The sequence below is a fragment of the Bacillus sp. JNUCC-21 genome (genome assembly GCF_041222765.1).
Lineage (GTDB): Bacteria > Bacillota > Bacilli > Bacillales > Bacillaceae > Bacillus > Bacillus velezensis.
The window spans coordinates 1737145-1759995 of the sequence record NZ_CP166019.1 but is presented as its reverse complement, the minus strand read 5'-3'; the positions used below and the strand labels follow the sequence as shown (position 1 = coordinate 1759995).

At 45.2% G+C, this 22851-nt stretch carries 18 protein-coding genes; 1 reads left to right on the top strand and 17 read right to left on the bottom strand.

Annotation, left to right across the window (positions count from 1 at the left end):
* Nucleotides 1-45 precede the first annotated feature (45 nt).
* From JNUCC21_RS08965 to JNUCC21_RS08945, 5 genes are all read right to left on the bottom strand, one after another.
* The gene (locus JNUCC21_RS08965) at nucleotides 46-294 is read right to left on the bottom strand and encodes an acyl carrier protein (RefSeq protein WP_012117592.1); all 249 of its coding nucleotides are present in this window, start codon (nucleotides 292-294) and stop codon (nucleotides 46-48) included.
* 65 nt (nucleotides 295-359) lie between these two features.
* Nucleotides 360-2600 carry an ACP S-malonyltransferase gene (gene fabD, locus JNUCC21_RS08960; RefSeq protein ID WP_369878745.1) on the bottom strand — a complete coding sequence of 747 codons (2241 nt, stop codon included), beginning with the start codon at nucleotides 2598-2600 and terminating at the stop codon, nucleotides 360-362.
* A 1-nt stretch (nucleotide 2601) separates the two neighbouring features.
* Nucleotides 2602-3576, bottom strand: coding sequence for an acyltransferase domain-containing protein (locus tag JNUCC21_RS08955; RefSeq protein ID WP_072589106.1), 975 nt, complete (start codon nucleotides 3574-3576; stop codon nucleotides 2602-2604).
* 136 nt (nucleotides 3577-3712) lie between these two features.
* Nucleotides 3713-4582, bottom strand: coding sequence for an ACP S-malonyltransferase (fabD, locus tag JNUCC21_RS08950; protein WP_025284752.1), 870 nt, complete (start codon nucleotides 4580-4582; stop codon nucleotides 3713-3715).
* Between the two features lie 314 nt (nucleotides 4583-4896).
* Nucleotides 4897-5574: an MBL fold metallo-hydrolase gene (locus JNUCC21_RS08945; protein ID WP_012117588.1), complete on the bottom strand. Its 678-nt coding sequence runs from the start codon at nucleotides 5572-5574 to the stop codon at nucleotides 4897-4899.
* Nucleotides 5575-6545: 971 nt separating this feature from the next.
* On the opposite strand from JNUCC21_RS08945, the gene JNUCC21_RS08940 reads away from it, so the two are divergent.
* A complete protein-coding gene (locus JNUCC21_RS08940; RefSeq protein ID WP_369878744.1) occupies nucleotides 6546-6755 on the top strand; it encodes a hypothetical protein in 210 nt (69 codons plus the stop codon).
* Between the two features lie 392 nt (nucleotides 6756-7147).
* On the opposite strand, the gene mutL is transcribed toward JNUCC21_RS08940, so the two are convergent.
* From mutL to recA, 12 genes are all read right to left on the bottom strand, one after another.
* Nucleotides 7148-9022: a DNA mismatch repair endonuclease MutL gene (mutL, locus tag JNUCC21_RS08935; protein WP_069007011.1), complete on the bottom strand. Its 1875-nt coding sequence runs from the start codon at nucleotides 9020-9022 to the stop codon at nucleotides 7148-7150.
* A 15-nt stretch (nucleotides 9023-9037) separates the two neighbouring features.
* Nucleotides 9038-11623, bottom strand: coding sequence for a DNA mismatch repair protein MutS (gene mutS / locus JNUCC21_RS08930; RefSeq protein WP_069007018.1), 2586 nt, complete (start codon nucleotides 11621-11623; stop codon nucleotides 9038-9040).
* 118 nt (nucleotides 11624-11741) lie between these two features.
* Entirely contained in the window at nucleotides 11742-12287 is a 546-nt protein-coding gene (gene cotE / locus JNUCC21_RS08925) for an outer spore coat protein CotE (RefSeq protein ID WP_003154111.1), read from the bottom strand.
* Between the two features lie 251 nt (nucleotides 12288-12538).
* Nucleotides 12539-12970 carry a RicAFT regulatory complex protein RicA family protein gene (locus tag JNUCC21_RS08920; protein WP_003154113.1) on the bottom strand — a complete coding sequence of 144 codons (432 nt, stop codon included), beginning with the start codon at nucleotides 12968-12970 and terminating at the stop codon, nucleotides 12539-12541.
* A gap of 2 nt (nucleotides 12971-12972) precedes the next feature.
* A complete protein-coding gene (gene miaB / locus JNUCC21_RS08915; protein ID WP_012117585.1) occupies nucleotides 12973-14502 on the bottom strand; it encodes a tRNA (N6-isopentenyl adenosine(37)-C2)-methylthiotransferase MiaB in 1530 nt (509 codons plus the stop codon).
* 142 nt (nucleotides 14503-14644) lie between these two features.
* Nucleotides 14645-15823: a glycine C-acetyltransferase gene (locus JNUCC21_RS08910; RefSeq protein ID WP_139134431.1), complete on the bottom strand. Its 1179-nt coding sequence runs from the start codon at nucleotides 15821-15823 to the stop codon at nucleotides 14645-14647.
* A 12-nt stretch (nucleotides 15824-15835) separates the two neighbouring features.
* On the bottom strand, nucleotides 15836-16882 hold the full coding sequence (tdh, locus tag JNUCC21_RS08905; RefSeq protein WP_043021104.1) for an L-threonine 3-dehydrogenase: 1047 nt from the start codon (nucleotides 16880-16882) through the stop codon (nucleotides 15836-15838).
* A 257-nt stretch (nucleotides 16883-17139) separates the two neighbouring features.
* Nucleotides 17140-17400, bottom strand: a complete 261-nt coding sequence (spoVS, locus tag JNUCC21_RS08900; protein WP_003154135.1) for a stage V sporulation protein SpoVS — start codon at nucleotides 17398-17400, stop codon at nucleotides 17140-17142.
* Nucleotides 17401-17599: 199 nt separating this feature from the next.
* The gene (locus tag JNUCC21_RS08895; RefSeq protein ID WP_003154137.1) at nucleotides 17600-18394 is read right to left on the bottom strand and encodes a TIGR00282 family metallophosphoesterase; all 795 of its coding nucleotides are present in this window, start codon (nucleotides 18392-18394) and stop codon (nucleotides 17600-17602) included.
* A 60-nt stretch (nucleotides 18395-18454) separates the two neighbouring features.
* Nucleotides 18455-20014, bottom strand: coding sequence for a ribonuclease Y (rny, locus tag JNUCC21_RS08890; RefSeq protein ID WP_003154140.1), 1560 nt, complete (start codon nucleotides 20012-20014; stop codon nucleotides 18455-18457).
* A gap of 292 nt (nucleotides 20015-20306) precedes the next feature.
* The gene (locus JNUCC21_RS08885; protein WP_015239879.1) at nucleotides 20307-21488 is read right to left on the bottom strand and encodes a serine hydrolase; all 1182 of its coding nucleotides are present in this window, start codon (nucleotides 21486-21488) and stop codon (nucleotides 20307-20309) included.
* A gap of 167 nt (nucleotides 21489-21655) precedes the next feature.
* Complete coding sequence (gene recA, locus JNUCC21_RS08880) at nucleotides 21656-22699, bottom strand: recombinase RecA (RefSeq protein WP_003154145.1); 1044 nt, start codon at nucleotides 22697-22699, stop codon at nucleotides 21656-21658.
* Between the last annotated feature and the right edge of the window lie 152 nt (nucleotides 22700-22851).

The window sequence follows — 22851 nt, the reverse complement described above, 5'->3', positions numbered from 1 at the left end:
CGCCTCCAATATGAATTTTGAGTTTCCGATTTTTCCACCGTTTTATCAGACAGCCTGTACCTTTTCATAAAGCTTTTCCGCCAATTCGCCGATGTTTGACACTCCCGTCAGCTCAACACGCGGGATCTGCAGTGATAATTCTTCAAGCATCATCGTGATAATTTCGGCGCGGTCCACTGAATCCGCCCCCAGATCAACTAACCGGTCTTCCTGTGAAAGCTGTTCGCCTTCTAAATCAGGTAAAACCTCGTAGATTGTGTTCTGCAGCAATTCAAAGATTCTTTCTTTACTCATTGTCAGTTCCTCCCTGTTTCATCTTTTATGAATATTCCATGTTTTCAATCTATCATTTCGTCTTGTCAACACGTTTGCAAAAATGAACCTAACTTCTGATTCAAAAGCGTGGCCGTCTCTTCCATAAGCCGCAGGCCGATACCATCGGCATGGCGGTTTTTCCAGGACTCCAGCTCCGTACCTTTCACCCATTGATTAAAGGCGCCTAATGCCGGGCCGCAATGAATCTGGAAGTCTACCTTGGCATCCGGGTCTCCTTTAATCGCCGAAGCAGAGCTTTGCCTGAAATACCATTTGAATATGAGCGCCATTTTCTGTTTCGGATTCCGTTCGGCTTTTGAAATGTCTTCATTCGAATAATGAGCCTTCACTTTGTGATAAATACTGCTTACACTTGCCTTAAAATACTTCTCTTCTATTTGTCTGAGTGTCTTTTCATCAATTTCTTCAATTGAGCGGTGACGCTGATACAGTTCATGCAGCTTAGAGGCGCGGGTCGGAAAGAACAGCCCTTTCTTTAATACCTGCACCTTGCTGCCTGATTCAAACATATCGCCGGCCGGCGCGTAGGCCGTGTCCTGTACATTCATCTGCTGCAGGAGGTCCTTTACGAGGCCGCTCGTCGCTGCTTCAACGGTGCATTGGTTAATAGATCCGGTCACAATAAAATCAGCGCCGAGCATAAATGCGGCCATGGCAGCCTCGGGCGTTCCGATTCCCCCTGCGGCTCCGATGCGGACGGTTTTGCCGTATCGGTATTTTTTCATCATGTCATCTCGTAAACGGATGATCGCCGGCATGAGACTGTAAGCAACTCCGCCGTCAGTGTGGCCGCCTGAATCAGCCTCTACGCAGATGTCATGCGCAACGGGTATTTCTCTCATCAGACTTGCTTCTTCAGCGGTAATTTTGTTTTCGGCTGCAAGTTTCTGCAGAATGTGATCAGGCGCCGGGCTGAGAAACGCTTCCGCTACTTCCGGACGGGACAGCTTGGCGATAATTCGCTGACGCGCTATTATTTGGCCGCCGGCACCGCGTTTTAACCCCTTAGCGCGAAACCTTACTAAAGCGGGAGTAACCGTTAAAAACGCTGATGCTTCCAAGTTCTGAATCCCATGCTTCAGTAAAAGATCAATCATTTTTTCTTCTGAATCTGTATGCTTCATGTTATGTACAACATTTATGCCGAAGGAACCGCCGTCACGAAGCTCATGCTGAATTGACAAAATGGCGTCCTCAACGTGCGCGATGTTCAAACCGCCCGTTCCGAAAAAGCCCATCATTCCTTTTTCAGCCAGTTTGACAACCATTTCCTTCGAAGAAATTCCGCGGTACATGCCGCCGGCCAAGTAGGCGTATTTCAATTGATAATCGCGCTTAAACTCTTCATTTCCTAAAGACGCCGCCGTAATTGAGCTTTTTCCAGCCTCAGCCGGGACTTTGATTTCATCTGTTATCGGCTCCGCTTCAGCCGTAATTCTTTGTATCAGCCCCGTCAGCACTTTTCCGGGACCGATTTCCTCAAAGCTCATGTTCTTTCTTCCCATTAAGAAACGGATGCTGTCTGTCCAGTTCACCGATCCCGTTATTTGTCCGGTGAGTGTCTCTTTCAGCTCTCTTTGCTCATAGGGTCTTGCCGTCACATTTGAAATTACCGGGATGGACAGCGGCTTAAAATGGAAAGATTCAATAAACCGTGAAAACTCTTCCTTCGCTTCCAGCATGTATCTGGAATGAAAGGCGCCGCTGACATTTAAGCGGTGAACCATTTTTACGCCGTTTACGGCTTCAAAAACGGATGCTGCTTTTTCAATATCTTCTTTATATCCGGAAATGACAATTTGCTGCGGTGTGTTCATGTTGGCGATATCAATCATATCCAAGTGATTTTCTCTTAAAACATCCGTCACCTGCTCATGAGTCAGGCCGATCACCGCTGCCATGCCGCCTCCTTTTGCGCGGCTCATCAGTTCGCCCCTTTTTTTGACCAACTGTAAGCCTTCTTCAAAATCAAAGGCGCCCGAAGCGTATAACGCGTTATATTCGCCCAAACTGTGTCCGGCGGTAAAATCCGGTTTCAAGCCGGTTTCTTCTGTTTTTTTCAAATAACTGAGGGCATTGACGACATAGAGCGCCGGCTGAGTGAATTGAGTCTGATTGAGACGTTCTCCGTCCCGGCACAGCTCCTGAATGGAATATCCGAGAATGTGATCGGCCTTTGCGGTTAATTCAGGATAGCGGCCGAACAGGTCCTCTCCCATCCCTATTCTTTGCGAGCCTTGGCCTGGAAAAACAAAGCTGATCATCTTACAGTCTCCTTCCGGGCGGTGATAAAATGCTGTCTTCTATTTGCTGCAAATGTGTTTGTTCTTTATGAAACGGCGTCATAATGGCACGGATGCGTTCAGCCGATCCTGCAGGAAGAATCTGTTTGGCAAATGCGGCCAATGTTCCGGAAGGCCCGGCATCAATATACAATCCTTTTTGGCGGCTGTCTGCGAATTGAAGCGCTTCGCGGAATCGAATCGGCTTTCTTACGATATCCCAGAAAAAGTCCGCTTGTATATCGGTCTCAGCCCCTCCGGTCGCACTGGAGATGTACGGTATAAACGGAGTCCGGATTGATATCCGAGCTAAAAAGCGCTTGTACGGCTGTTCCGCCTGATCAACCAGCGCTGAGTGAAACCCGTAAGATACCGGCAATAGCTGATGAGGAATCTGCTTTTCTCTCAGATCGTCCATGATCTTTTTGATATGTTCCCGCTCTCCCGAGATGACAAAGTGAGAATGATAGTTTACAGATGCCAATTCACTATGTTCGCCGAGCAGCGGATCATCTTGATATAAAGCCGGATCACCCAGTATCGCAAGCATGCTGCCGTTACGGCAAGTTTCCGTAACGATTCGGGCCTGTTCCAGCACGCAATCTAAAGCATCCTCGGCGCTCAGCACGCCCGACACAGCGGCCGCTGCATACTCTCCGAGGCTTGCTCCGATCACATAATCGGGACGTATGCCTCTTTGCTCCAAAGCATATGCAAGTGCGTACTCAGCCATGAAAATGGCAGGATGGCTGAAAAGAAGGCGGTCAAATGGATCAGACAGACGATTGCCTGTATGATACATCTCTTTTAGGACAGAGTAACCGAAACGGCTGACTGCAAAATCGTCCAAGTCAAGCATTTTCTGCCGAAAAGCGGCGTTATGTGCAAACAGCTCTTTCCCCATTTGATAGTATTGGGAACCCTGTCCAGAAAACATGAAAACAATTGGCTGGTTCATTTGTTCTCCTTTTCGCTCTTTATTTTTTCAAAATATTGATTTGTGAGTTTTTCGTGATGTCGTGTGCAGGTGAAGTGGTCGTGATGTTGTATGGCTGGCACTATTGTGTGAGATAAGAATTTTGACTTGCATTCCGCTACATGGCGGGTGAAGCTTCAGTTTCTTTTTTGATGCGGTGAATAAGTCCTGTCAGCACATGGCCCGGGCCGACTTCTTCAAATTCCATCCGCCCTTTGTCCAGCAGATAGCGGATGCTGTCGTTCCATCGCACTGAATGGTCGATCTGATCGGCCAGAACGGAGTGGATTCCGTCTTGCTCATAAGGTCTGGCATGAACATTAGAAATGACAGGAATTGATATAGCAGAAAAATGAAATGACTGTAAAAATTTTTCGAACTCTTGTTTTGCTTCACTCATATATCTCGAGTGAAAAGCGCCGCTTACGTTTAACGGATGAAACATCGTAACGTCTTTTAATCCTTCGAATACGCTTTTGGCTCTTTCAATGTCTTCTTTGCGTCCGGATATGACAACTTGGTAAGGAGAATTCATATTGGCAATATCAATCGTATGTAATCCGTGCGTTTGAAGGGCGTCTGACACTTGAGCTGCAGTTAACCCCATAACAGCGGCCATTTTTCCGTCAGTGGCCATACTCATTAATTCGCCTCTTTTACGGACAAGCTGCAGACCGGTAATAAAATCAAAAGCACCTGCTGCAAACAGCGCATTATATTCTCCCAAACTGTGGCCGGCCACATAATCCGGCTTTATGTCATTGTCTTGGATTTTTTTCAAATAGCTTAACGCGTTTACAACATATAAAGCAGGCTGGGTGAACTGCGTCTTGTGAAGGTTGGAATACGGATTCTCAAGACAAAGCCGTTTCATAGAATATCCGAGTGTTTCATCAGCCTGCTCCGTTAAGTCTTTAAATTCTTCAAACAATGAGCTCCCCATTCCCTGCTTTTGAGAACCTTGTCCGGGGAATAAGTATGTGATCATTTTCTCAGCCATCCTTTCTCGGATTCAGATAAGAAGCATGTTCAAGTTGATAGTAACTTCACAAAAATACCATGTCAAGTTAATTTATCCTATGCGAACTCCTGAATAATGCCTATTTTTCCCTGTCGAAAGGCGGACTCAGGGCTTTCGGAACAGGCGTAAGCAGAATGTCCCATCCGGCCTGCCCGGCGTTCTCTTCCGCAAACTCCCGTTACTCAGCCATTCATCACCAGAAATCTAGTAATAACTTCCATTCCATTTCAGAAGTTCCTTGCCTCAAAAGAAAAGCTAGTTAGATAGAACTAAATTACACATTACTTAAAATGAAACAGCCCTTTTTGATTTTTTCTGTTGCGGAAATTCACAAAATGTTCTTTTTTTTCAATCTGAAAGTAAATATTGTTTTTCAAAAGACTCTCCATTTTTTGACCCGGCTTCTCCCCGAAGGAGTGCCCCGGATACACACGCACATGCGGCGGAATGGAGGCTTTGATCCTCTGTATACTGTGAAACATATCTTCAGCTGAGCTGCCCCTGTCCCCACATATACCGCACCCTTCTGTAAACACGGTGTCACCGGTAAAAAGATGATCAGATAGCAAATAGCACATTCCCCCGGCCGTATGTCCCGGGGTCAGTATACTTCTGATGATAAACCCTCCGGCCGCAAAGGTTTGGCCGTCTTCAAGCGCTATTAAGTTTCTGCACCGGAATTGATAGAAATCGATTTCCGCCGACGACATGTATATATCAGAATGATAGATTTGCTGAAGCGGCTCCGCCAAGTTTACATGGTCATAATGCGAATGTGTTAATAAAATAGCGGATAAATCAACATCCAATTCATGCAGTTTATCGGTTATTTTATCGATTTCCCAGGACGGGTCCACCGCTATCGCAGATTTTTTTGAGCGGTCTGCGATAATATAACAATAGTTGGACCACATCTGGTGATAAGTTTTGATTTGATGCACTTCATATGTATGATCCATTGTCACCATTCCCATTTAAAAGATCCGGGCAGACTGCTGCCGCCGCCCAGCCGACTGTAACCACTTTACCAGATGACACCACGTTTTTCCATGGATTTTCCGGTAAAGTTAAAAAAACTTTCTGCTCCCGACAAAAGCACCAGTCTGGACCTTTTTTACAAATTGCTATGCTGATATATAAGTAAATCAGAATATTAATTTAGATGAATTCTTTAGGTAATTTTATTCAGAAAATGAAGGATGAATATGGGTTTCGGATAAAAAGAAAACAAATTGAGCTTTTGTTTTGAAAAGCAATTGCCGAAGCGGCCGAAGGGGATAATCAGTTTTTAGAAATGACCAGCAATCAAGACTATTATTTCAATCCTTTTCTTCAAGATAAACTAAACCATACGGGCTCTCGAAATATATCAGAATACCTTAGTTCTTACACCGAATTCAACGTTATGTTGACATTAACATAATTGAACTTAGAAAAGTACGGCGTAATTTACACTCTTTTCAAATCAGCCCTAGCTGCAACAATTCACGAAAGCGCCGCGCAGCTTTTTACTGTGCAAAAACAAAACTAACATAAAATCATTAAGTGTAAAAAGTAAATATAAAATATTAAACATTAGACAAATAGACTATGTTATATGGGTCGGAGTTTACTGCTCAAGGTAAATTGCCCTGGGATGCAAAAGCACTAAGAGCAGATTGGGATGCAATACCTGCTAAAGTTAAAGCTGCTATGGGCGGAATCGGCGTTTTGAAATAATTCTTAATATGATCGACAATTTTACTGGTGCAGTTGAAGATGCGTGCTATGCGGGTGCTCTAAAAGAACTGGCAACCCAACAGCCGCTTGGCGGATTACTAAAACTCTTAGGCTTTTCATTTAAACGGGGCTATTGTTGGTGTTTAACAAATTTATCCTGTGTTAAGCTTTAAAGTGATTATTTTCTAAAGTGCTAAGATCGGAGGTAACTATGGAACATAAAAGTAATGCTGAACCGAGCCCAAAAGCTATAAAAATTCTAACTTGCATCATTCCTATAGTTTTAATAGGACTTATCCTTGTTCTTAAGAATATTAATACCGCAGCAGCAGAAATTTCATTTTATATTGTTGCTATCGGTGTGGTTCTCTTAGTGGTTTTCAGTTTGATCAAAAATAGAAAAAACCGCAGGAATAACTAAATGTAAGGGGGCTAATTACTAGTCCCCCTTGACTTGCACATTGTCATCTCACCAAATTCCAATTTGATTTAAATTCTTCACAGATTTTTCAGGAACCGTTTTCTCCAATTATTTTACTATTAATGCAGTCAATTGACGATATAGACGGTTACACCAAACACAGGATACTACATCGCCAACCCCAAATACTCTCCAAAAACAATTTTTATATGACGGAAAAGCAGCTGGATGTTAAACCAATCATTTTCATGATTGACGGCATACCGATGCAACAATTATGCCAGAAATTAAAAAACTCAAAAGTTATCTCTGAAAGGCCGGGTCATTCAAACTAGTAAGGCTGCTTGTGGGCAAAATGTGGGCACGAGGGGTACAACCCACACAGAACCCTGCTACATCACACGTTTAAACATCTTCTCCATCTCATACGTACTGTGGTGGATAATGATCGGCCGGCCGTGCGGGCATGTGAACGGGTCTGTCGTTCGGCGCAGATCGTCCAAGAGCGCTTTGATTTCGTCGTTTCGCAAATGGCGGTTCGCTTTGATTGAGCCTTTGCAGCTCATCATAATGGCCGCTTCCTCCCGCAGTTTTTTAATATCGATCTGTTTGGCGTCAAGCACCTGCTGAATGATTTCTTCAATCAGTTCAGCTTCTTCCCCTTTTGGAAACCAGGCCGGATGGCAGCGGACGATGTAGCTGTTCGTGCCGAATGCTTCTAAAAATACTCCGACGCTTTCAAGCTCATGCTGATGCTGGTCAATGATCAGCGCTTCATTTGCCGCGTAATGAAAGGTGAGCGGCACGATCATATCCTGCACTTCAGGCTCGACCTGCCCGACTTTCTCCCGGAAATATTCGTATTTAATCCGTTCTTGGGCCGCATGCTGGTCAATGATATACAAGCCGTTTTCGTTTTGGGCTAAAATATATGTCCCGTGCATTTGGCCGATCGGATACATCACCGGAACTCTTTCTTCCCGTATTTCTTCAGCGACAGCTTCCGGTTCCGGAGTATCGGAAACAGGCGCTGCCGTTTCGGGCATACCGATCTTCGGCGGCACATCGTGATCCGCTTCATTCGGGAGGATCTCTTCTTCTATTATTACCGGCTCAGGCTCTTTTACGACCGAACTCAGCTTCATTGGTGAGTAAGACGGCTCCGGCGTTTTTTCAGGAAGTTTCCGCTCAGGCGCGCTTTCCTCGAATGTCATAAATTGCTGTTCGTTTTTGGCCGGTGCCGGCGCTGATTTTTTCGGGAGCTGGGCGCTCGGAATAAGCCGCTGCTTTTGAAACACTTCCTTTATCCCGTCACGGATCAGCTCATGCAGCTCCGTCTCTTTGCTGAGGCGGACTTCAAGCTTCGACGGATGAACATTGACATCAACCAAAATCGGGTCCATCGTAATTTCGATAAACGTAATCGGATGGCGGCCGATCGGCAGAAGTGTGTGATAGCCCTCATGCACCGCTTTTACAAGCGGGAAATTCTTAATGTATCTTCCGTTAATGACAGATGACATGTAGTTTCTGGATGCACGCGTGATTTCCGGAAGCGCAATGTAGCCCTTGACTTCAAAATCAAGCGAGCTGACATGGAGCGGTATCATTTTTTTCGCAACCGCCGTCCCGTAAATTGCGGCCAGCACATGGCGCACATCCCCGTTACCGTTTGTCTGCAGCAGATTTTTCCCCTGATGGCGGAGACGGATCGATACTTCCGGATGCGCAAGAGCGATCCGGTTGACAACATCCGTAATATTGCCGAGCTCCGTATGCACGGTTTTCATATATTTCAATCTGGCGGGTGTATTGAAAAACAGGTTGGTAACGATAATCTCCGTTCCTTTTCTGCTGGAGGATTTCTGCTCAGAAATGATATTCCCGCCCTGAAGAATGAGATGGGTTCCCGCTCCCTCGCCGATGCTCGTTTTGATTTCCAGATGAGAAACAGACGCGATACTTGGCAAAGCTTCTCCGCGGAAACCGAGTGTTCTCACCCGGAACAGGTCGTTTTCATCTTTGATTTTACTGGTCGCGTGGCGGCGGAAAGCCCGCTTGCAATCATCGGTTTCCATACCTTCGCCGTTATCGAGCACCCGAATCGACGAAAGCCCCGCTTCCTCTATGTCGATTTCAATGACTGTGCTGTTTGCGTCGATGGCGTTTTCCACCAATTCTTTAACGACTGAGGCAGGCCGTTCGACCACCTCGCCGGCCGCTATTTTATTTGAAAGTTCATCTGACAGCTGGATGACTTTTGCCAAGTCCGTCACCTCTTTCTATTTTAATTTTTTTTGCAGCTTGTACATTTCATTCATCGCTTCAAGCGGCGTCATATCGAGAATATTGATTGACTTAAAGGCTTCAAGCACTTGTTTTTCTTTATTAGAAACAGCCGGTGCCTTCTGTTCTTTTTCACCGTCAGCAAAAAAGGACAGCTGTGCCGGTTCTTCTCTGACGGCGGACTTTTTCTCAGATACCGCCGGAAGCTCCGGTTTATCTCCCGTCTGCTCAAGCTGTTTCAAAATCTCCTGCGCGCGGCTGATCAGATCGTCCGGGAGCTCGGCAAGCTGGGCGACATGAATGCCGTAACTTTTATCTGCGGCTCCTTCTTTGATTTGATGGAGAAACACGACCGTTCCGTTATATTCCTCTGCGCGCACATGAACGTTTTTCAGCTGAGGAAGCTTATCTTCAAGCACCGTCAGCTCATGATAATGCGTGCTGAACAGTGTTTTAGCGCCGATATGATCATGGACATACTCAATAATCGCCTGTGCCAGCGCCATTCCGTCGTACGTTGATGTCCCGCGGCCGATTTCATCAAACAGGATCAGGCTGTCTTTTGTGGCGTTCACAATCGCGTTTTTCGCTTCCAGCATTTCCACCATAAAGGTGCTTTGTCCGGAAATCAAATCATCCGCTGCCCCGATTCTCGTGAAGATTTGATCAAAAATCGGCAGAACCGCTTCTTTTGCGGGCACAAAACAGCCGATCTGAGCCATGATCGATAGAAGTGCGATCTGTCTCATATACGTGCTTTTACCTGACATATTCGGACCCGTAATCAGGAGCATTTCCCGCGAATCGCCCATCAGGCAGTTGTTCGGCACGTATTCTTGACTGTCCATCACCTTTTCAACGACGGGGTGTCTCCCTTCAATGACTTTTACTTCATTATCAGAAAAGACGGGCTTTGTGTAATGCCTGTTTTCACTGATCGTAGCAAAGCATTGCAGTGCGTCCAGCTCACTCATTTGTTTGGCAAGACGCTGCAAGCGCGGAATAAATTGTTTCACCTTTTCACGCAGTCCGGCAAAAAGCTCATATTCCAGCTCGCAGATGTTGTTTTCCGCTTCTAAAATAAGCGCTTCTTTTTCCTTCAATTCCGGCGTAATGTACCGTTCGGCGTTTGTGAGGGTCTGTTTCCGCTCATACCGTCCGTCCTCAAGCAGATGAAGGTTTGCTTTTGTGACTTCAATATAATAGCCGAACACTTTATTGAAACCGACCTTTAATGAACGGATGCCCGTATAAGCGCGTTCCTGCTGCTCCAGTCTGGCAATCCAGTCTTTGCCGTTTTTGCTGGCGTCACGGTACTCATCGAGCTTCTGATGATAGCCGTCTTTAATTAAATTGCCTTCTTTTAACGATAACGGCGGGTTTTCATGAAGGGCTTCTTCTAACAGGTCAAGCAAATCTCCGCACGGATCAATCAAGCCGGCGCGTTCTTTTGCTTTTTTATGGTTAAGAGACCCTACAAGCTCTTTGATGCTCGGCACTTGTTTTAAAGATTCTTTCAGCTGGATTAAATCCCTTGCGTTGACGTTTCCGAATGCGACCCGGCCCGCCAGACGTTCTAAATCGTATACTTCCTTCAGGCGCTCTCGCAGATCTTCACGCTCAAACAGATGATTGATCAGCGTCTCGACCATTTCCTGGCGTTCTTCGATTTGGGATGCCCTGATCAGCGGGCGGTCAATCCATTGTTTGAGAAGCCGGCCGCCCATCGCTGTTTTCGTCTCGTCTAAAAGCCAAAGCAATGACCCTTTTTTGCTTTTCGAACGGATCGTTTCCGTCAGCTCAAGATTCCGTTTTGAATACAGGTCAATTTTCATCGCTTCTTCCAATTCATATACTTGAACCGGCTGCAGGTGATCCAGGCTCCGTTTTTGCGTTTTCTGCAAATACGTATATAAACGCATAAACGTCTCTGTCAGCTCTTCGCCCGGCAAGTGCTTTGCGATTTCAATGCGTTCTGTTATTTCCCCGTCTTCGATGGAAATCGTGGCGCCGCACCGTTCTTTCAGCTGAGCAGCTGTATGTTCGTTAAACTTGCTTGATACGACAATTTCCTTTGCGCTGACTGAGTAAATTTCTGACATGACATCTTCAATCCGCTCAATAAATACGGCCAGGTTTTCTCCAGTCGTTAAGTCCGATAAAGCGAGACCGTATCCGTCACGGAATTCGGAAACGGAAGCGATAAAGTTGTTTTCCGATTCATGAATGCCTTTTCCATCCATCACGGTTCCCGGTGTGATCAGCTGGACGACTTCTCTTTTTACAACGCCTTTAGCCGCCTTCGGATCTTCCGTCTGCTCACAGATCGCCACTTTATAGCCCTTTTTAATCAGCTGTTCAATATAAGCCGCCGCGGAATGATACGGCACGCCGCACATCGGAATTTTATCAGCCGAACCTCCGTCTCTGCTTGTCAGTGTAATTTCAAGCTCTTGTGACGCTTTTTTTGCATCTTCAAAAAACATTTCATAAAAGTCACCAAGCCGAAAAAATAAAAAGGCATCTTGGTGCTCTGCCTTTATCTTCAAGTATTGCTGTATCATAGGCGTGTAACTAGCCATCATTTAATCCCTCACTATGTATCTTCTCTTATCCGAATCCCATTATAACATAAACAAAAGAGTGATATCTTTATATATAAAAAAGAGACTTGGGGTGTTAAACTCCCCTAGCCTCAACTTATTCTTCAGGATCTCCGACTAAAAATTCAGGGTTAATGTCCTCTAATTCTTCATCAAGATCGTCTTCCCAATCATCATCATCGTCTTCTTCCCAATCAGGATTGACTTCGACGACGACTTTCGTTTCACCGACCACTTCTGCTAAAAATTCTCTCTCTGCCTGAACCACGATTTTATTTCCGTTAGGAGAAATGGTGACTTCAAGACAATTCGGCTGCTGCAGCACTTTGGCAATGACTTCGTGTTCGTCATCTAAGTAATTTGTGTCTCTGTATCTGAGTTTAATCACATCGACATACTTTACTCTCTCGGTTACAACTTCTGTTTTTGTATTATCGGCGTAAGAGTACCAGACGTTTATATCATAATACCCTTCAATTTCTACAGTCTTCCCGATCTTTTCGGCATCGTACTTGTGGTTGATAATCCAGCCGCCCAATATACTTGACGGTTTTTCTCCAGGTGAGATCGTGTTGGTGCATTGGGTGAATTTTCTTCCTTTCGCAACTACCGCTTTCGTAATAATTTCCCTGTATTCAGACATTCCGGCAGGCCTCCTTGTTCTTCTTCGTGTTATCTTATGCTGGGCATTTGTCTCATGTGCATTTTTATAATAAAAATATAAAAATACAAAGTTTCTGTTTCATTGTATGCAGCCCTGCCCAGAAACTTTACTTTTAAGTATGATAAAACTTTCCAGTAAAATGGGACAAAACGGTGAGTTAATGAAAATTTAGTACATATTACAATTAGTTCTCAAAAGCAAAAAAACACGGGCCGATGAAGGCCCCGTGTTTAAATAGAACAGCTGTTATTCGAATGTTTTACTTTTGAACCGGTTTCTCCCGTCAGCAGGTTGCCTCCGGTAGATGTAATGATTTCGTTTGTCACCTGATTTGAGATCGTATGTGCGACAAGCTGAAGAAGGTCATTGACCTCAATCTGGGAATCTCTGAATTCCTGAATGATCGGAATCCCTTCAAGCTCTTCCTGCAGGGCGTCAATTTTACTTTCCACTTGTTTCAGCGCTTCAAGCTTTTCGTAGTGCTTCAGGTTAACGGCTTGCTTTTGCAGGGTTTTAATCTGATTAATAATCGCAGAGACTTTTTCATTTTCGTTAATCTGCGCCTCGGCGCGTTTGAAAAAATCAACTTCTTCTGTTTCAGAAATCATTTTCGCAAGGTTCCTAGCCTGCTGTACAATGTCTTTCTTTGAGTAAAGCGTCATTATTATTTCACCTCGATTGCTTCTCCTGCCATCACACCGTCAAGCGACCATGTTTTCGCCTGTTCGATTTTGACGCGTACAATCTTGCCGATGGCGTCTTTCGGCCCTTTGAAGTTGACGAGCTTGCTTTTTTCCGTATAGCCGGCAAGAATGTCAGGGTTATTTTTGCTTTCTCCCTCAACTAATACTTCGACAGTCCTGCCTTCATATTCCTTCATTTTTTTGGCTGAAATTTCTTTCACCAAATCATTGAGGCGCTGAAGACGTTCTTTCTTGACCCTCATCGGAACATTGTCTTTCATCTTCGCTGCCGGCGTGCCTTCACGAGGAGAGTAAATAAACGTATATGCGCTGTCAAATTCCACTTCGCGATATAACGAAAGCGTTTCTTCAAATTGTTCATCGGTTTCATTCGGAAAACCGACAATAATATCGGTCGTCAGTGAAGCGTTTGGCATCGCTGCTTTAATTTTTCCGACAAGCTCCAGATAGCGTTCTCTGTCATATTTGCGCGCCATCATTTTTAACATCGCTGAGCTTCCTGATTGAACTGGAAGATGGATATGGTCAAGAAGGTTGCCGCCTTTGGCGAGCACTTCGATCAGATGATCATCAAAGTCACGCGGATGACTCGTCGTGAATCGGATTCTCGGAATATCAATTTTACGCAGTTCGTCCATTAAATCACCGAGTCCGTACGTCATATCCTCAAAATCTTTTCCGTACGCATTCACGTTTTGACCGAGCAGCGTGATTTCTTTATAGCCTTCACTTGCAAGTCTTCTGACTTCCTGGATAATTTCCTCAGGACGGCGGCTTCGTTCTTTTCCGCGGGTATACGGTACGATGCAGTATGTGCAGAACTTGTCACAGCCGTACATAATGTTGACCCAGCCTTTAATTTTTCCGTTGCGGACTTTCGGAAGGTTTTCAATGACATCCCCTTCCTTCGACCACACTTCAATGACCATCTCTTTTGATAAATATGCCTCTGATAACAGTTCCGGCAGACGGTGAATGTTGTGCGTGCCGAAAATCATATCGACAAACGGGTGCTTCTTAAGGATGCGGTTTACGACTGATTCTTCCTGTGACATGCAGCCGCAGACGCCGAGAATCAAGTCCGGGTTATTTTTTTTGAGCGCCTTTAAATGGCCGAGCTCTCCGAACACTTTGTTTTCAGCATTTTCCCGGATAGCGCAAGTGTTTAATAAAATAACGTTCGCGTCATCAACCGAATTTGTCGCTTCATAACCGAGCGCCATAAAAATACCCGCCATGACTTCCGTATCATGCTCGTTCATTTGGCATCCGTACGTGCGGATATAAAATTTCCTGCCTTCACCGAGGCCTTTAAATTCTTCTGAGATTTTAAAATCGTTATGATATTGAACGGATTCTTTGCCCCGTTTTTTCGCATCTTTTAAAGAAGGCGGAATATATACGGCTTCAAAATACTTGCTGTAATCCTTTTCGGATGTTTTGTCCGCCGGATTCACTTGTCCGCTTTCCTGCTTTTGCTTTTCATTCATGTTCGAATGTCTCCTTTCAACCGAAACTTCCACCCTCAAGTATACTGGTTAAAAGCGTTTGGCACAACCGCCAGCCTATTATTGTACACCTTATTGAGAATAAGAATCAATAAGAAATAAAAAAGAGGGAATCATTTCCCCCTTACACAAGCTGCAGCTCTTTTGCGGCTGAACGGATAACTTCCAAGGCCCGGTCAAGCTCCTCATTTGTATGCTCCGCCGTAATAATGGTGCGGATTCTCGCTTTTCCTTGGGCGACCGTCGGATACACGATGCTTTGTGCAAAGACGCCGCGGGTCAATAAAAGGTCTGATAATGCCAGGGCTTTTTCTTCCTCCCCGATTAATATCGGCACGATCGGTGTTTCGCTTTTTGTGAGGGTCAGCCCCATTTGAACCAGTTTGTCTTTGAAATACGCCGTGTTCTCCCATAGCTTTTCCATATGCTCAGGCTCTTCCAGCAGGACGTCAATGGCTTCTATGCATGCGGCTGTTACCGCAGGCGGATGAGAAGTGCTGAATAAGAAAGGACGCCCTTTATGGCGCAGGTAATCGATCAGAACCTGCGACCCTGCGGCGTAACCGCCAAGCACTCCGATGGCTTTGCTTAATGTGCCCACCTGTATATGGACTCTTCCGTCAAGACCGAAGTGATTAACCGTTCCCCTTCCGTTTTTTCCGAGTACGCCGGAAGCATGCGCGTCGTCGACCATCACAAAGGCATCGTACGCCTCTGCAAGTTTGACGATGTCAGGCAAAGGAGCGATGTTGCCGTCCATTGAGAATACGCCGTCGGTGACGATCAGGCGCATGCGGTAATTCATTGATTTTTTCAGCACCCTTTCCAAATCGTCCATATCAACATGGCGGTACACCTTTTTATCTGCTTTCGTCAGCCTGATCCCGTCAATAATGGAAGCATGGTTCAGTTCGTCAGAGATCACGATATCTTCTTTTGTAAGAATGCTTGATAAGACGCCCTGATTCGTTGTGAACCCCGATTGAAAAACAAGTGCCGCTTCTGTTTTTTTAAAGTTTGCCAATTTTTTCTCCAGCTCATTGTGCATTGTGAATGTTCCGGCGATTGTCCGGACGGACCCCGTACCCGCTCCGAATTCTTCCGCGGCGCGTTTGGCCGCTTCGACAAGCCTTGGATGCGACGTCAAACCGAGATAATTGTTCGATGAAAGCTGTATCACGTTTTCCCCTTTGACTTCCACCGACGGACCCTGCTTCGTTTCAATTTGTTTCATTTGCTGCCACGTTTTATTTTCTTTCATTTTATCAAGCTCTGCTTTTAGAAATTCAAATTCTTTCATTATAGAACCCTCCCCTTATGGAATCAAAATGACTTTGCCGCACTGGCCCTTTCTCATCAGGTCAAACCCTTTTTCAAAGTCTTCAAGCGGAAACTGATGCGTGATCACCGGCGTCAGATCAACAAGGCCGGATTCAAGCAGGTGCGATACCTGCCGCCATGTTTCAAACATTTTTCTGCCTGTGATGCCTTGGACGGTAAGTCCTTTAAACACCACGTCATTTGTCAGGTCAACCGTCACCGGACGTTCCGGCAGACTCAGCATATGGAACCTTCCCCCGTTGGCCGCCATCTTTAATCCTTGTGCTATAGCTGCCGGGTGGCCTGACATTTCGCAGACAAGGTCGATCCCTTCTCCGCCTGTTAAGGTGTCGATCACCTCAAGCGGATCTTCCTTATCAGCTGAAATGGTGATCGTGGCTCCCAATTTCTTCGCAAGAGCCAGCCTGTAATCATTTTTATCAATGGCCGCAATACGGGATGCACCGGCCGCTTTAGCCACTGCCACCGCCATCAGCCCGATCGGTCCGCAGCCGATAATTGCAGCGGAACCGCCTGCAAGCTGGCTGCTTTCCAGCACCGTATGCACCGCGTTGCCAAGCGGCTCTTGAACAGAAGCGACGGCGGGGTCCATATCAGCGGGATTTTTCCAAACATTTCGAGCCGGCACTTTGACATATTCAGCGAAGGAACCGGCTGTATCTACGCCGAGGATCTTTGTATGGGTGCACACATGATGTTTTCCTGTTAAACAAGGGACACAAGTACCGCAGACGAAGTGGGTTTCAGCCGAAACATAGTCACCTGTTTTGACATTTGTGACGTGCTTGCCCGTTTCCGCTACGATACCGCTGAATTCATGTCCGAATACTTGAGGTGTTTTGATTCGTTTCTGCGCCCATTGATCCCAATTATAAATATGTACATCTGTACCGCATATAGATGCGGCCTGTACTTTAATGAGAACTTCATTCTCATTAATGGAAGGTATGGGAATTTCTTTCAGAGTTGCTCCGAAAGCGTTTTCATTTTTGACGATAGCTTTCATCTTTCCTCCCAACATGTACACTCCTCCTCGAAAAAACACTGTAATAACTGGATTGTAACATGATATAAAAAGGAGGTAAACACCAGTGTCCACTCCGAGAAAACAACTGCTTCCGTCCGGAAAAATGGGCGGGATTTTTTTTGAATATTATATGAATAAAGCCATTTATCATCTCTTCGTACTATCAATATAATATTGTGAGAAAATATGACAACAATAAAAACAACCCGCTCGCCTTACGCAAGCAGGTTGAGAATGTCATGTTTTTGTTTTTAACGGGGTTCGACGATTAACTTAATCGCCGTTCTTTCTTCTCCGTCAATCTGTATATCTGTAAAAGCCGGAATACAAATCAAATCTACGCCGCTTGGCGCGACAAAGCCTCTGGCAATCGCAACCGCTTTAACAGCCTGATTTAAGGCACCCGCCCCAATTGCTTGAATTTCGGCGGCTCCGCGTTCCCTCAATACACCGGCAAGCGCGCCTGCTACTGAATTTGGACTTGATTTTGCTGAAACTTTTAAGATTTCCATTTCTGCTCCCCCTTAGTTTTACAATGGATAAGTGAGTGTTCATTAGAACAATCATTATTAGATGTTGCTATCCAAAAAGCCATCCCCACAATGCTTTTCAAAAATAGCGGGCTACCTTCCATTTCTACTATATTCACTAAGAAGTTGCTATATTCCTGCTTTTCCTTTTAATATTTTTATAAAATAAACACATGATCACCTATTCAAAGAACATATGGTCATCATTGATTAATATTCGTTCGATATTTACGGCTTTTTTCGTTTGATCGTCGATGTCAATGAGCACTCCGCTCAGCGTAGTTTTACCTTCCGCCACCGTAAACCGGACGGGAAGATTGGTTTTAAACCGCTTGATGACCGTTTCTCTGTCCATACCGAGAATTCCGTCGTACGGACCCGTCATGCCTACATCAGTAATATATGCCGTTCCTTTCGGCAAAATGCGGTTATCTGCCGTTTGCACGTGTGTATGGGTGCCTACCACGGCAGAGGCTCTTCCGTCTGTGTACCAGCCGATCGCAATTTTTTCGCTTGTCGCTTCGGCGTGAAAATCAATAAAAATGTACGGCGTGCGCTTTTTCGCTTCTTCTATTAATTCATCCGCTTTAGCAAACGGATCATCAAGCGGCGGAAGAAACGTCCGTCCCTGTAAATTAATGACGGCAAGCTCTTTTCCGTTCGATTTAATATAGGTAATGCCTTTGCCCGGCGTACCTTCCGGGAAATTCGCCGGCCGGACAAGATGCGGCACATCATCAATAAAGTCGAAGATCTCTCTTTTATCCCACGTATGGTTTCCCATTGTAATGGCATCTGCTCCCGCTTCCATCAGGCTGTGGTAGATCTTTTCTGTCAGTCCTTTTCCGTGTGCTGCATTTTCTCCGTTAATAATTGTAAAATGCGGTTTATGTTTCGCTTTCAGTTTCGGGACATATTCTTTTACCATGTCGCGGCCCGGGGAACCGACAACATCTCCGATAAATAAAATTCTCATACATTCCATTCCTTCCTTTTCAGGGACTCAAAAAAATAAAGTGATGCGCTAAGCATCACTTTATTTTGCATACTCTACGGCTCGAGTTTCTCTGATTACGGTCACTTTAATGTGGCCCGGATAATCAAGCTCGTCCTCAATTCGTTTACGGATATCACGTGCCAAACGATGGGCTTCTAAATCATTAATGGAGTCCGGCTTCACCATGATGCGAACTTCACGGCCGGCCTGAATCGCAAATGATTTTTCAACACCTTCGTAAGACTCGGAGATTTCTTCAAGCTTTTCAAGTCTGCGGATATAGTTTTCGAGCGTTTCACTTCTCGCGCCCGGTCTTGCGGCTGACAGTGCATCAGCGGCAGCAACCAGAACGGCGATAATGGAAGTCGGCTCTTCGTCTCCGTGGTGTGACGCAATACTGTTAATGACGACTGGATGCTCTTTATATTTGGTCGCAAGCTCCACTCCGATTTCCACGTGGCTTCCTTCCACTTCATGGTCAATTGCTTTTCCGATGTCATGCAGAAGACCGGCCCGCTTGGCAAGCTTTGCATCTTCTCCAAGCTCGGAAGCCATTAAACCGGCTAAAAACGCAACTTCCATAGAATGTTTCAGTACGTTCTGCCCGTAGCTTGTACGGAATTTCAACCGGCCGAGGATCTTGATCAGATCCGGGTGGAGTCCGTGAACGCCGACTTCAAACGTCGTCTGCTCACCCATTTCCCGGATATAGTCATCTACCTCACGGCGGGATTTTTCAACCATTTCTTCAATGCGCGCCGGGTGAATACGGCCATCCTGAACGAGTTTATCAAGAGCGATTCTTGCCGTCTCCCGTCTGATCGGATCAAATCCGGAAAGAATGACTGCTTCAGGTGTGTCATCAATAATCAGGTCAATACCTGTAAGCGTTTCAAGCGTACGAATGTTACGCCCTTCACGGCCGATGATACGTCCTTTCATCTCATCATTCGGAAGATTGACGACCGATACCGTCGTTTCGGCAACATGATCTGCTGCACAGCGCTGCAAAGCAAGCGACAGAATGTTTTTCGCCTTTTTATCTGCCTCTTCTTTCGCACGGTTTTCGGTTTCTTTTGTCATGATGGCGATGTCATGTGAAAGCTCATTTTCAACCCGGTCAAGAATGATTTGTTTCGCTTCATCCCGTGTCAGGCTCGAAATGCGTTCGAGTTCTGACTGCTGCATACGAATCATCTCATCCACTTTGCTTTCCATCTCTTCAATATGTTGTTGTCGTTCATTCAGAGAATGATCTTTCTTCTCCAACATCGCTTCCCGTTTATCAATTCCTTCATGTTTACGGTCAAGATTTTCTTCTTTTTGAAGTAAACGGTTTTCTTGTTTTTGAAGCTCATTTCGTCTTTCACGAACTTCCTGTTCAGCATCTATTCGAAGTGTATGGATTTCGTCCTTTGCTTCAAGCAGAGCTTCTTTTTTCAGTGCTTCAGCATCACGCTTTGCATCTTCAAGGATTTGCTCGGCAGCACCGCGTGCGCCCGCAATCTTTGCTTCGGCAATGGTTTTACGAACATAGTAGCCAACAACTAAACCGAGCAGAGTCAGCAAAATGGAGATGAGAACCGTCATTGGGGTCATACTTTCACCTCCTCTTGCTATGAACTTGGTTTTTGCTTAAATAAGTGCCGGCATGTACATTGTCTGATTTTCTCAACATACAGAACCTTCACAGGGAATGAGTCTCTCATGCCCTTGTCAAGTTTAAATGGTTTAACAATCATGTTAAAAAAACAAATGTTACAACTTCATTGTAATTGTGTCGGAAATACTTGTCAAGCTTGCCAGCTTAACGATTCGCCTTCAGCTCGGATCTTCGCCCATGTATATATCATACCATACCTAGATCCGCTTTTCGTGAATGACGGCTCTGTTAGTCCGGCTGGTTAAGCAATTGGTAAATTCTATTGTTCACCTGTCCTAATTTGGCGTTATTCTGAATGTTTGACAGTAATATGACATATTTGCTTGCCGAATGGCTGAAGCTGTTCAAAATGTTGTAACCGGGCATAACACCGTGATTGGAATAGCTTCCCGGATCAATGTAAAACCCCATGCCGTAAGCGGCACTGCTTCCTGCTGTAAACATTTTTGTGAAGCTTTCTTTTGAAAGGAGCGTGCCGTTTACGATCGCTTTATCAAATTTATAGAGATCTTCAGCGCTCATATACATGTCGCCCGCCCCGTACAGCTGCGATAAGTCCAAAAGGTGCGGCGTTACAAGACTGCCGCTCTCATCGACTTTGTAGCCGACGGCAGGATATTTGGCTTTGACAAATGTTTTGTAAAATCCGGCATGCTTCATTCCGGCCGGTTTGAACACGTGTTCTTTTATATATTGTTCATAAGACTCCCCGCTGACTTGAGATACGATATAAGCAAGCACTGAATAGTTGGAATCCCTGTAATCCCAAACCCCGGGCTGCCGTTTAATTCCGCGGTATTCTATATCCTTGATTAAATCAATTGGAGAAATCGGTCCCTGACCCTCAATATGCCCGTTTATGCCGGACGTATGATTGAGCAGGTTTTTCAATGTAATGCGCGTGCCGTTAGGAAAATTCGGCAAGTATGTACTGACGGGGTCACTCGTCTGCAGCAGCCCTTTTTCTTCAAGCTGCAGGACAGCCGTCGCGATTAACGCTTTTTGTGAAGAACCGATATAATATGATGTCTCCGGATTGTTTTTAATTTTTTGTTTTCGGTCCGCATAGCCAAAGCCTTTTTTCAGCACAACTTTTCCATCTTTTACGATCATTGCTGTGCCGCTGAACCCGATCTGTTGCAAGTAATTGCTGATCTGTTTATTGTGATCGATTGATTTAGGTGTTTTCTCTTTTTGCGTCTTTTCTTTTTTCTGTTGAGTCTGGTCTTTTGAAGTATCAGATTGAGCGGCGGGAGCGTTTTTAACGGATTCCTTCTCCCGGTGATGCGCTGTGACGGTCCAGATCATAATAAAAACAGTGACAAGCAGCAGAAAAAGAAACAGCCCTCCCGTTTTCATCAGCTTCTTCTTTCTTTTTTTATTTATTCTTGTGCGGCGGGGGCTCGTCATCTTTTTTCCTCCTCAGATATAATTTCAACTTTCGCCATGATGTTAGACGAGTGAAGGGTGAAAAAAGTTGTAACATTCCAGATAAAATTTTCCGAAACAGCCAGTGTTTTTTGAAACACACAAAAAAAAGAGCGGAAATTGCTTATTCCGCTCTTTTGATCGTGTTTTTATTCTTCTAATTCCATCTCTTCCTGAACTTCTTCCGCTTTGTCCGTTACACCGTTATTGTCTAAACCGTAATATTCACGGATTTGTTCCTGAATCATCAGCATGATGTCTTTATTTTCTTTTAAGAACTGCTTGGCGTTTTCACGGCCCTGACCGAGGCGTTCTTCTTCATAAGAATACCACGAACCGCTTTTTTGCACGATATCCAGTTCAGTTCCAAGGTCGATGATTTCCCCTTCTTTGGAGATTCCTTCACCGTACATAATGTCCACTTCAGCCGTACGGAACGGAGGAGCGACTTTGTTTTTTACGACTTTAATTCTCGTTTTATTCCCCATGACGTCGTTGCCCTGCTTTAATTGCTCGGCACGGCGCACTTCAAGGCGCACGGAAGAATAGAATTTCAGCGCGCGGCCGCCCGGTGTCGTCTCCGGATTTCCGAACATAACGCCGACTTTTTCACGAATCTGGTTAATAAAGATTGCGATTGTTTTAGATTTATTGATGGCGCCGGAAAGCTTACGGAGCGCCTGAGACATGAGACGCGCCTGTAAACCGACGTGTGAATCACCCATGTCACCTTCAATTTCAGCTTTTGGAACAAGCGCCGCAACAGAGTCAACGACTACGATGTCAACAGCTCCGCTTCGCACCAGCGCTTCAGCAATCTCTAGCGCCTGCTCTCCCGTATCCGGCTGAGAAAGCAGAAGCTCTTCGATATTGACACCGAGCTTTTGCGCGTAAACAGGATCAAGAGCATGCTCAGCATCAATAAATGCTGCCTGTCCGCCTTTTTCCTGAACCTCAGCGATTGCGTGAAGCGCTACAGTCGTTTTACCTGAGCTTTCAGGTCCGTATACTTCAATAATCCGTCCGCGCGGGTATCCGCCTATTCCGAGAGCGGTATCAAGTGCAAGGGAACCGCTTGGCACCGTTGAAATTCTTGTATCCGTTTTTTCTCCGAGCTTCATGATGGAACCTTTGCCGAATTGTTTTTCTATTTGCTTAAGAGCCATATCTAAGGCTGCCTGACGATCACTCATTTATTTTTTCCTCCTTTATCTTGCCACTACATATACTATACCTTGTTTACTGGCATTTGCCAAGAAAAAAGCGAACGCATATTCGGATTTTTTCCGCGTTCGCTTTTCTGCAAAAGAGCATAATTTCCCTTGTAAAACTTAAAAATCAGAGA

What these genes read in the sequence shown, in the direction of transcription:
- fabD (WP_369878745.1), bottom strand. Translation starts at nt 2,600, where the DNA reads ATGATCAGCTTTGTTTTTCCAGGCCAAGGCTCGCAAAGAATAGGGATG.
- JNUCC21_RS08940 (WP_369878744.1), top strand. Translation starts at nt 6,546, where the DNA reads ATGGAACATAAAAGTAATGCTGAACCGAGCCCAAAAGCTATAAAAATT.
- JNUCC21_RS08920 (WP_003154113.1), bottom strand. Translation starts at nt 12,970, where the DNA reads ATGACGCTTTACTCAAAGAAAGACATTGTACAGCAGGCTAGGAACCTT.
- JNUCC21_RS08965 (WP_012117592.1), bottom strand. Translation starts at nt 294, where the DNA reads ATGAGTAAAGAAAGAATCTTTGAATTGCTGCAGAACACAATCTACGAG.
- fabD (WP_025284752.1), bottom strand. Translation starts at nt 4,582, where the DNA reads ATGATCACATACTTATTCCCCGGACAAGGTTCTCAAAAGCAGGGAATG.
- JNUCC21_RS08945 (WP_012117588.1), bottom strand. Translation starts at nt 5,574, where the DNA reads ATGGATCATACATATGAAGTGCATCAAATCAAAACTTATCACCAGATG.
- tdh (WP_043021104.1), bottom strand. Translation starts at nt 16,882, where the DNA reads ATGTTGGGAGGAAAGATGAAAGCTATCGTCAAAAATGAAAACGCTTTC.
- mutS (WP_069007018.1), bottom strand. Translation starts at nt 11,623, where the DNA reads ATGGCTAGTTACACGCCTATGATACAGCAATACTTGAAGATAAAGGCA.
- cotE (WP_003154111.1), bottom strand. Translation starts at nt 12,287, where the DNA reads ATGTCTGAATACAGGGAAATTATTACGAAAGCGGTAGTTGCGAAAGGA.
- spoVS (WP_003154135.1), bottom strand. Translation starts at nt 17,400, where the DNA reads ATGGAAATCTTAAAAGTTTCAGCAAAATCAAGTCCAAATTCAGTAGCA.
- rny (WP_003154140.1), bottom strand. Translation starts at nt 20,014, where the DNA reads ATGACCCCAATGACGGTTCTCATCTCCATTTTGCTGACTCTGCTCGGT.
- JNUCC21_RS08895 (WP_003154137.1), bottom strand. Translation starts at nt 18,394, where the DNA reads ATGAGAATTTTATTTATCGGAGATGTTGTCGGTTCCCCGGGCCGCGAC.
- miaB (WP_012117585.1), bottom strand. Translation starts at nt 14,502, where the DNA reads ATGAATGAAAAGCAAAAGCAGGAAAGCGGACAAGTGAATCCGGCGGAC.
- JNUCC21_RS08955 (WP_072589106.1), bottom strand. Translation starts at nt 3,576, where the DNA reads ATGAACCAGCCAATTGTTTTCATGTTTTCTGGACAGGGTTCCCAATAC.
- JNUCC21_RS08885 (WP_015239879.1), bottom strand. Translation starts at nt 21,488, where the DNA reads ATGACGAGCCCCCGCCGCACAAGAATAAATAAAAAAAGAAAGAAGAAG.
- recA (WP_003154145.1), bottom strand. Translation starts at nt 22,699, where the DNA reads ATGAGTGATCGTCAGGCAGCCTTAGATATGGCTCTTAAGCAAATAGAA.